The 983-nt window shown below is 34.2% G+C and carries 2 pseudogenes; both read left to right on the forward strand.

Annotated elements, in window-relative coordinates:
• A pseudogene (locus DYY66_RS04505) lies at positions 1–303 on the forward strand (secretion system protein E); the annotation flags it as partial.
• 90 nt (positions 304–393) lie between these two features.
• Positions 394–826, forward strand: a pseudogene (locus tag DYY66_RS16035) (secretion system protein); the annotation flags it as partial.
• Positions 827–983 lie beyond the last annotated feature (157 nt).

Here is a 983-nt window from a genome sequence, read left to right on the forward strand (position 1 = left end):
AGACGCGCAGTTGCAGTATCGGAAATAATTTCTTCAAGTGCATCTCATGCAGCATTCTCTTGGAATCCTAAAACTGATAATTTTGATGATGATCTAAAGGAAAGTGTCATGTTCAAAAGAATAGCTGATGTCTCAGGACGTGATTTAAACGAATTACTTGAGGAACACAAAAGACGAATTAAAATTCTTAAATGGATGCTTGAAAATGACGTTCGTAATTATAAAAAAGTGGCCGAAGTAGTAGGTAAATATTATCGAGATCCAGAATCATTACTGCAAAAAATGGAACTGGGAGTAGAATAGTTGCTTTCATTAAAAAAACTTGATCAGGCAGATTATGAAAAGAAACAAAATAAAAAGATAGAGCGAGAACTTCCATATTTTATCACTATAATGTCTTTACTTGCATCTAGTGGGTTTGGACCATATACCATATTGCAAAAGATAAAAGAAATCAATCTTTTACCAATAATTCAAACTGAGACAATCAAGATTCTTAAAAAAATAGATATGCTAGGAATGGACCCACTTACTGCGCTAAGCCAAGCAAAAGACAAGCCTTCTTCTAGGGCACTAGGAGAGTTTCTCAATGGGTATGTATCTGCAATTCAAAGTGGTGGCAATGTAGTAAATTACTTGAAAAGTAAAATGATAAGCTCATACGATAGACTTGAAAATATTGAAAAATCATCTGTGGAAAAGCTTAGCGGTGTAGTACATGGATGGTTGACTATGCAGATAGTAATACTGGCAGTGTTCATTCTAGTGGCAGCCATAGGATCAAACCCACTTACAAGCTCTGGTAGTTCAACTCCATCTGATCCACNTCACCAATAATTTCAATTGCGTTTATGAAAATAATCCAAAAAATGAATGTCTCCAATATTCCTGAAATTGAAGTTAAAAAAATACTAAAATTCGGATTACCTCCTTTTATTATTGCAATCATATTAATTGCAAGCAATGCCCTTGCCAGTTTACAT

Source organism: Candidatus Nitrosotalea sp. FS, assembly GCF_011319475.1.
Lineage (GTDB): Archaea > Thermoproteota > Nitrososphaeria > Nitrososphaerales > Nitrosopumilaceae > Nitrosotalea.